At 51.2% G+C, this 8,587-nt stretch carries 7 protein-coding genes; 5 read left to right on the top strand and 2 right to left on the bottom strand.

The features are described 5' to 3' along the window. Window positions 1-131 precede the first annotated feature (131 nt). Window positions 132-1,253 (top strand): SLC13 family permease, encoded by a 1,122-nt coding sequence (locus tag RUMCAL_RS00695; RefSeq protein ID WP_021680448.1) that lies wholly within the window; start codon window positions 132-134, stop codon window positions 1,251-1,253. Here the strand turns inward: RUMCAL_RS00695 and RUMCAL_RS00690 are convergent. Continuing rightward, on the bottom strand, window positions 1,233-2,093 hold the full coding sequence (locus RUMCAL_RS00690; protein ID WP_021680447.1) for an LD-carboxypeptidase: 861 nt from the start codon (window positions 2,091-2,093) through the stop codon (window positions 1,233-1,235). The two genes, RUMCAL_RS00695 and RUMCAL_RS00690, sit on opposite strands and share 21 nt — an antisense overlap. Window positions 2,094-2,525: 432 nt before the next feature. Here RUMCAL_RS00690 and pflB point away from each other — a divergent pair, with 432 nt between their 5' ends. The 4 genes from pflB (at window position 2,526) to pflA (ending at window position 6,050) form a co-directional block, all read left to right on the top strand. Next, entirely contained in the window at window positions 2,526-4,601 is a 2,076-nt protein-coding gene (pflB, locus tag RUMCAL_RS00685) for a formate C-acetyltransferase (RefSeq protein WP_156902361.1), read from the top strand. 36 nt (window positions 4,602-4,637) lie between these two features. Then, entirely contained in the window at window positions 4,638-4,847 is a 210-nt protein-coding gene (locus tag RUMCAL_RS00680) for a hypothetical protein (protein ID WP_021680445.1), read from the top strand. Between the two features lie 57 nt (window positions 4,848-4,904). After that, the gene (gene grcA3, locus RUMCAL_RS00675) at window positions 4,905-5,144 is read left to right on the top strand and encodes an autonomous glycyl radical cofactor GrcA3 (RefSeq protein ID WP_021680444.1); all 240 of its coding nucleotides are present in this window, start codon (window positions 4,905-4,907) and stop codon (window positions 5,142-5,144) included. A gap of 144 nt (window positions 5,145-5,288) precedes the next feature. Beyond that, complete coding sequence (gene pflA, locus RUMCAL_RS00670) at window positions 5,289-6,050, top strand: pyruvate formate-lyase-activating protein (RefSeq protein ID WP_021680443.1); 762 nt, start codon at window positions 5,289-5,291, stop codon at window positions 6,048-6,050. Window positions 6,051-6,166: 116 nt separating this feature from the next. On the opposite strand, the gene RUMCAL_RS00665 is transcribed toward pflA, so the two are convergent. Then, window positions 6,167-8,458, bottom strand: a complete 2,292-nt coding sequence (locus RUMCAL_RS00665; RefSeq protein WP_021680442.1) for a diguanylate cyclase — start codon at window positions 8,456-8,458, stop codon at window positions 6,167-6,169. Window positions 8,459-8,587: the final 129 nt, after the last annotated feature.

Below are 8,587 nucleotides of genomic sequence, written 5' to 3'. Positions count from 1 at the left end.
CTGTCGCACAATCTTTGTGCGGTATTGCCCAAGGAAATGTGGAAAATCATCTGACAGGAGCGTTTGACTTTTCCCGGAAAAGTGTTATACTGGAAAGTATGTAGAACGTAACAGAAAAGGAGAATGTATCAATGAAACGTTTTTTGCAATGGTGGAAAGGACAGCCGGTGCTGGGGATCTCGCTTTTGGCGGCGCTGGTGTCCATGTGCTTTGTGCCGCCGGATGCCGGCTATTTGTCCTACTGCAACCGGGCTGTGCTGATTCAGCTGTTTTGTCTGATGCTCACGGTGGCAGGACTGCGCAGCATCGGCGTGTTTGAACAGGTGACGCAAAACTTGTTGAAACGTGCCGGGACGGTGCGGCGTGTGGGAATGTTCCTCGTTCAGCTTTGTTTTTTCAGTGCAATGCTGGTGACCAATGATGTGGCGCTGCTCACTTTTGTGCCGCTGACACTGCTGCTGTTCCAGGAAATCGGGGATGAGAAAAGCCGCATCTGGGTCATTGTTCTGGAGACAGCCGCCGCCAATCTGGGCAGCATGATGACACCGGTAGGCAATCCTCAGAACCTATACCTCTATGCGGCGTATCAGCTGCATACCGCAGACTTCTTCCGTACCATGCTCCCCGCCGGCGTGCTGAGCTGGCTGATCCTTCTGGGACTGTCGTTCCTGCTGCCGAAAACGCCCTGCGCCGGAAAGCCTGTGGAAACGGCTTCGTCTGCCATACCGAAAAAGCCGGCGGCGGTATATCTGCTGCTGTTTCTGGCGTGTCTGTTGACTGTGTTCCGGGTGCTTCCGGACTGGCTCTGCCTTCTGCTGACTGCTGTACTGGTATTTCTCTGTGACAAAAAGCTCTTTGCCCAGGCAGATTACTGTCTCCTGGGGACATTTGTCTGCTTTTTCGTGTTCGTGGGCAATATTGCACGGGTCGATGTGATTCGGGATTTCTTTGCCGGCGTGATGCAGGGCAGGGAACTGTGGGTCTCGGCAGCACTTTCGCAGTGTATCAGCAATGTGCCGGCGGCGGTGATGCTGTCCGGCTTTACAGAAAATGCAAATGCACTGCTGCTGGGCGTGAATCTGGGCGGCCTTGGAACGCCTATCGCATCTCTGGCGAGTCTGATCTCCTATCAGTTTTACAGTAAGGCAGTGCATTCCCGTCCGGGAAAATATCTGGGCATTTTTTCTGCTGTGAATTTCGGGATGCTGGCGATTTTGCTGGCAGTGGGATGGCTACAGCTGCGATCCTTCTAAGCGGATTCCCTCGTATGCCAGACAATGCGCCTCCGGCTGATGCCCCAATTCTGTGGTCACGGCAATGGGCAGCGCAGGATCGTCTATGATGTCCTGCACCAACCGGTACAGCGTCGGGAGCTGCTGCTTTTCCGCCAGTTCCGAAAAGTTCCCCAGCAACACGCCGCTGCATCGGGAGAACATTTCCATTTGCCGGTATTGGTGCAGCATAGTCTCCATTCGAGCAAAACTGCCGGAATAGCTCTCCAGAAACAGTACCCGTCCCGTGGGATCTGGCTGCCACGGTGTGCCGGTGAGCTTCAGCGTGCAGCGGATATTGCCGCCGCAGACCCTTCCGGAGAGCGAACTGCCCTGCAAAAAGGCATAGTGAAATCGAAACAGGGCATCGTCCTGCTGCTGTATCCAGCGCGCAAACCGTTCTTTGGCGGCGGAACAGCTTGCCAGAAAGCGCGCCTGCAAATAAAACACCGGGATGTCTCCGAAATCCTGCAGCGGATTGAGCAGAACCGAGACGTCGCTGTACCCAAAAAAGGGCTTTGAGCATCTGGCGATCTCTTTAAAATCGAGATGGGGCAGAATGGCATTTGCTGCGTCACCGCCGGTCAGATCGAATAAAGCATCCACTTCCGGGTCTGCAAACGCGGCTTGTATGTCTGCGGCGCGTCGTTTTGCCGGCTGCGGCTTGCCGGCAGCAGTCTGGTATAGGGATGGAAAAATCACGGTGTGCAGTCCCAGTGATTCCAGAACAGCACAAAGACGCGAAACCGTATCACTGTCCCGGGGCAGCCCGTCGGAACTGCCCACCAGTGCAATGGTACTGCGGGGAGAAAGCTGTAACATGAAAAGACCTCCGTTCTTATTTATAAGGCAATACCGCACAATCTTTGTGCGGTATTGCCTTATAAATCTGCTTTAGTATAACACATCAGATCGTCACCGTCAAAGCTGAAATTGGACCTACAATTTTACAAACGAAACAGGAAATGCGATTTTGCTTTTCTTTTTTTTAAGAGGAATCCAACAAATCGCCGGAAAAGATCAAAAAGTAAGGTTTTGCAAAAAAAAATCTTGGGAATTTGCAAGAAACCTATTGACATCGTAGTTGAGATGTGATATTATTAAGACAGATCAAAACACAGTCCTCTGACGGCAAAAAACATGTCGTGCAAGCGTCGTGAAAATTGCCTGCCCAAAAGATTGTGCTTTGGAAAAATCCAAATCAAATTTCGCCGGTTTATCCGGCAAAGGGGAGATCTTAAAATGGCAGAGACAATGGCAAAAGCATGGGAAGGCTTCGTTGGCGGTGCTTGGGAAAAGACCATCGACGTTCGTGACTTCATCCAGAAGAACTACACTCCGTATGAGGGTGACGAAAGCTTCCTGGCTGGCCCGACAGAATCCACAACAAAGCTGTGGAGCGAAGTAATGGATCTGTTCCAGAAAGAACGTGAAAACGGCGGCGTTCTGGACATGGATACCAAGCTGGTATCGACAGTAGATTCTCACGAAGCAGGTTATATCGACAAGGATCTGGAAACTATCGTAGGTTTGCAGACTGACAAGCCGCTGAAGCGTTCTCTGCAGCCGTTCGGCGGTATCCGTATGGCTGAAGAAGCATGCAAGGCTTACGGCTATGAAGTAGATCCGGAAATCACCTATATCTTCACACACTACAGAAAGACACATAACGAGGGCGTATTCGATGTTTACACACCGGAAATGCGTGCTGCTCGTCATAATGCAATCATCACCGGTCTGCCGGATGCTTATGGTCGCGGCCGTATCATCGGTGACTATCGCCGTGTGGCTCTGTACGGTATCGATCGCCTGATCGAAGACAAGAACTACCAGAAGGCAATTACTTCCGGCACCATGACCGAAGAAAAGATCCGCCTGCGTGAAGAACTGGCAGACCAGATCAAGGCTCTGAAGGCTCTGAAGAACATGGCAAAGAAGTACGGCTATGATATTTCTGTTCCGGCTACCAATGCAAAGGAAGCAATCCAGTGGACATACTTTGCATATCTGGGTGCTGTCAAGGATCAGAACGGTGCAGCAATGAGCCTCGGCCGTACCTCCACATTCCTGGACATCTACATTCAGCGTGATCTGGACAACGGCACTCTGACTGAAGAACAGGCTCAGGAATACATCGACCACTTCATCATGAAGCTGCGTATGGTCAAGTTCGCAAGAACTCCGGAATACAACGCACTGTTCTCCGGCGACCCGCAGTGGGTTACTGAATCTATCGGTGGTATGGGCATCGACGGCAGAACTCTGGTTACCAAGAACAGCTTCCGTTATCTGCATACTCTGGAAAATCTGGGTACTGCTCCGGAGCCGAACCTGACCGTTCTGTGGTCCAAGCGTCTGCCGAAGGCATTCAAGCACTACTGTGCAAAGCTGTCCATCAACACCTCCTCGTTCCAGTATGAGAACGATGATCTGATGCGTGTGACACACGGTGATGACTATGCGATCGCTTGCTGCGTATCCTCCATGCGTGTTGGTAAGGAAATGCAGTTCTTCGGTGCACGTGCAAACCTGGCAAAGTGCCTGCTGTACGCAATCAACGGCGGTGTCGATGAAAGACTGGACGCTAAGACCGGCAAGCACAATCAGGTTGGTCCGAAGTATCGTCCGGTAGAAGGCGATTATCTGGATTATGATGACGTTATGGCAAAGTACACAGACATGATGACATGGCTGGCTAAGCTGTACGTAGATACCCTGAACTGCATCCACTACATGCACGACAAGTACTGCTACGAAGCAATCCAGATGGCTCTGCACGACAGAGATGTAAAGCGTTATTTCGCAACCGGTATCGCTGGTATGTCTGTTGTTGCTGACTCCCTGTCTGCAATCAAGTATGCAAAGGTAAAGTGCATTCGTGACGAATACGGCGTTGTAACTGACTTCGAAGTAGAAGGCGACTTCCCGAAGTACGGCAACAACGACGACCGTGTAGACAGCATTGCTGTTGAGATCCTGGACAAGTTCATGGATATGATCCGCAGCAACTACTGCTACAGAGGCGGCGTTCCGACCACTTCTATCCTGACCATCACTTCCAACGTTGTATACGGCAAGAAGACCGGTAACACTCCGGACGGCCGTAAGAAGGGTCAGCCGCTGGCTCCGGGTGCAAACCCGATGCACGGCCGTGACACTCACGGTGCAGCAGCATCTATGGCATCTGTTGCAAAGCTGCCGTGGAAGAATGCACAGGACGGTATCTCCAACACCTTCACCATCATTCCGGATGCTCTGGGTAAGGATTCCAAGGTATTCGCTGGTGATATTGACATCGCTTCTATCCGCGAGGAAATGGAAAAGCAGTAAGTCTGAAAAGGACTATTTGAAAGGAGGCACAGGGTCATGGCAGAACATGAAGTCAAGGAACAGGATAAGTCGGACGAACTGGTGGACATGATTGAAAAGCTCATGGAAGATGGCAGCGGTCATCTCACGATTTCCGAAGACGATCTCATGGGCGAGGGCTTGAATGTGAAGACCTATCGCAGCATGGATTGCTCGAAGGGGAACATGGCTTGCTGTCAGCCGACTGAATTTATAGAGGACGAGTGAATTTTTCACCAGTCCCGCGTATATCCCGATTTGTAAATTCTCAAGGAGGAATTTATCATGGCAAACGAAAAGCAAATTGAAAATCTGGTAGGTCTGTTGGACGGCTATGCAGAAAAAGGCGGACACCACCTGAACGTAAACGTTCTGAACCGCGAAACTCTGCTGGACGCTCAGGCACATCCGGAAAAGTATCCGCAGCTGACGATCCGTGTCAGCGGCTATGCTGTTAACTTCATCAAGCTGACCAAGGAACAGCAGGACGACGTTATCACCAGAACTTTCCACGCTTCTCTGTAAGCGGAAACGTACTGAAACAGCAAAATTAGCATAACATAATGTTAGCAGTGGGCGTGCAGTTTCTGTACGCCCATTGTTGTATCAAAATGATCGGAGTGCGGCAGAATATTTGTGAAATGCTGCATTTCAGGAAAGGAGTACAATATGGAAGGACACATTCATTCTACCGAAAGCTTCGGCACCGTTGATGGCCCCGGCATTCGCTTTGTGATTTTCTTTCAGGGCTGCCCCATGCGGTGTCAGTACTGCCACAATCCGGACACGTGGACGATCGACAACAGCAACACCGAAAATCTGCGTTCTGTGGAATCCCTGTTGAAAGAGTATGACGGCATCAAGGAATTTCTCCATGACGGCGGCATTACCGCCACCGGCGGCGAGCCGCTGGTGCAAATGGAGTTCCTGACAGAACTGTTTGAAACTGCCAAGAAAAAGGGCATCCATACCTGTCTGGACACCTCCGGAATCCTGTTCCGGCAGGAACGCCGCGAGGAATTCGACCGCCTTATGGCAGTGACAGATCTGGTCATGCTGGACATCAAGCACATTGACGACACCGAGCACCAGAAGCTGACCAAGCAGAGCAACAAGCACATTCTGGAATTCGCGGAGTATCTGAACGAAAAGGGCGTTCCCGTCTGGATCCGCCACGTGGTCGTGCCGACCATTACGCTGAATGATACCTATCTGAAACAGCTGGGGCATTTTATCGGCGGACTGGATAACCTGAAAGCTCTGGACGTGCTGCCGTACCACACCATGGGCGAAGTCAAATACGAAAATCTGGGCATCGACTATCCGCTGAAAGGCATTCCGGCGGCGACCAAGGAACAGGCAATCCACGCAAAACAGGTGATTTTCGAGGGCATCAAGGAACGGATTCGGGAAGATATTCACAAGAAGTGAACGAAAAAATGCCCCTGAAAGCGAAAGATCTGCACGCAGATCGCATGCAATAGAAACAACAAAAGCCGCATCACGGAGAAAGTTCCGGTGATGCGGCTTTTTGCAATACCACACAGTTACACTGGCATAGAATTATTCTGCGGTTTGATGACAATGCGGTTCTTGTTTTTCTTATCCTGATATAGCTTCTGATCGGCGTACTTGACGTAATTCTGCACCTGTTCCCCGCCCTGACATGTCATGGTATACACACCGACACTCAGCGTGATGTTATAGGGAATGGCACTGGTGGCGTTATACTGCTGGGCAGCCTTTTTGATGCTGTCGTAGATCTGCTTTCCGGCAGTTTCCGGATCATCGACCATGACGAAGCCGGCAAACTCGTCGCCGCCTACTCTGCCGATCGCGTCCAGCAGCGGCGTTGCAGAACTGAGATACTGCACGCAGGTTTTCAGGGCATGGTCGCCGCCGTCGTGTCCGAATGTATCGTTGATGATCTTCAGATTGTCCAAGTCTGCCAGAATCAGCACGCAGCCTTTCCCAGCGGATTCCTGACTGCTCAGCATGGCATTTGCCGCACGATAGAAGCCGCGGCGGTTGTACACACCAGTCAGTTCGTCCGAGTCGGAGATCAGCTTCAGACGGCTGTTGGCGAATCGTGCTTCCTCCAGATTGCCCTCCAGTTCCTTGACCAGACGCGTCATCTTAATGGCGGAGCAGATCTGCGGTGCTACGGAATAGATCTGGGAGAAATGGTTATAGTCCAGTTCACAGATAAACAGCCCGTACTGCTCCTCGTTGGAGAACAGCGGCACCATGACAAACGTATACCGCCGATCCTGCGGCATATAGCGGTTGGCAATGCAGGAGTAAACGGAAACCTGCTGTTCCGGCGGCTCTACCCGCTGTAACTTCTGCCCGATATGGTAGGATTTCAGGTACAGGTTTTCCGGCATGATCCACTGCTCATACTGATAGTGCACCACCGGCGAATGGAACACGTAGATATAGCTGCTCTTGAAGCTGACCCGATAGAGGTTTTTCACAATGGAGAAAAAGCTTTTTTCCTCGTCATTGCTGTTAATCATCATGTCCTTGTTGATGTTGCTGATCAGGAAATTGCTGTACACCAGATTGGTGCGGAGCAGATACTGCTGCTGCATGCTGTAGTCCAGCAGGTTATCCAGAAAGAACGCATGGAGCCGTTCTACTGCCAGCAGATTTTCCGGCTGTTCCCGACAGATCTGCACGGCAAATTCTTTCGCATGCGTCACAACTTTTTTCAGCAGCGGCACCTGTATCGGAATCACGTCCGTCTGGTCGAACATCTCGGAGATTTCCTTCTGGTATTCCGCCAGCGGCAGCGGTTCATGGCTGCAAACTGCCTGAAATTCTTTTATCAGCAGTTCCCACACCCGCTGAATGAATCTGGTCTTTGTCGTGCTCTCCAGATCGCCGATGTACTTGTTGAAGATCATACCCACAATTTCTTCCGCCGCACAGTGATCTGCCGGATTCTGGATCTGTTCCTCTGTCAGGTCGCAGGATTCCCGCACGATCAGCCGTGCGTCCAGCGTCCTGCTCCGGGTTTTCCCTGTCTGGATCAGTTCCACCAAAGCCTGCACCGACTGGTAGCCCATACTTCTGATATTGGTACGCACGGTCGTCAGCATGGGTTTCAGACTGGTGGCAACTTCGGAATCGTCAAAGCCGGTGACCAGAATATCCTCGCCGACACGCATTTTCCGTTCCTTGAACACCTCATAGCCGCCGATGCACATCTTATCATTGGCAAAGCAGATCGCCTCTAGATCGGGGTGCAGATCCAGCAGATTCCGCACCACTTCTTCCGAAGCCTCGGAGAAGTTGCCGTATACCACCTTGGTGCAGTCATACGGGATATGGTTCTCCTCCAGCACTGCACGGTAGCATTGCAGACGCTCCATGGCATCCTGATTTCCCATAGGACCGGAAACAAAGCCGATCTTCCGGCAGCCATGGTGGTGTATCAGATGTTCTACTGCCAGCTTCATGGCGTTGGTATTGAACCGAATGCAGGGGTATCCCGGGAATTCCACTTCCATAGTCAGCAGAGGCAGCGGATCATAGGAGTGGAGAAACTGTGCCATTTCCTCCCGACTGATATAGGAGCCGACAGTGCCTACCGACACCAGCAGACCGTCCAGATTTCTTTCAGAAACATAGTTGTAGATCACGTTGTACTGATAATCATAGATCGAGTATTTTTCATCATCTTCTACTGCATTGATGCCTCTGCCCGGCAGCAGGATCAGGTTGATGTCCAGTTCTTCTGCCGCAGCAATCGCACCCTTGAGAATTTCGCTTGCATATTCATTTTCCAGATGGTGTATCATCAGACCAATCTGGAGCCTTTTTTTCTCAGTCATGATTGCTCTCCCCTGTCTTCTATCCAAAACTCCACTTGTCATTGCGATGAAACCACACAAAATGATTTGTGCGGTGCTGCTTCATGGGAATATTATGAAAGGCAATACCGCACAAAGAGCGTCTGGCGA

The sequence above is a fragment of the Ruminococcus callidus ATCC 27760 genome (assembly GCF_000468015.1).
In the GTDB taxonomy this organism is placed as follows: domain Bacteria; phylum Bacillota; class Clostridia; order Oscillospirales; family Ruminococcaceae; genus Ruminococcus_C; species Ruminococcus_C callidus.
Note: the sequence above shows the minus strand (reverse complement) of the source record. Positions and strands in the feature narration are given on the sequence as shown.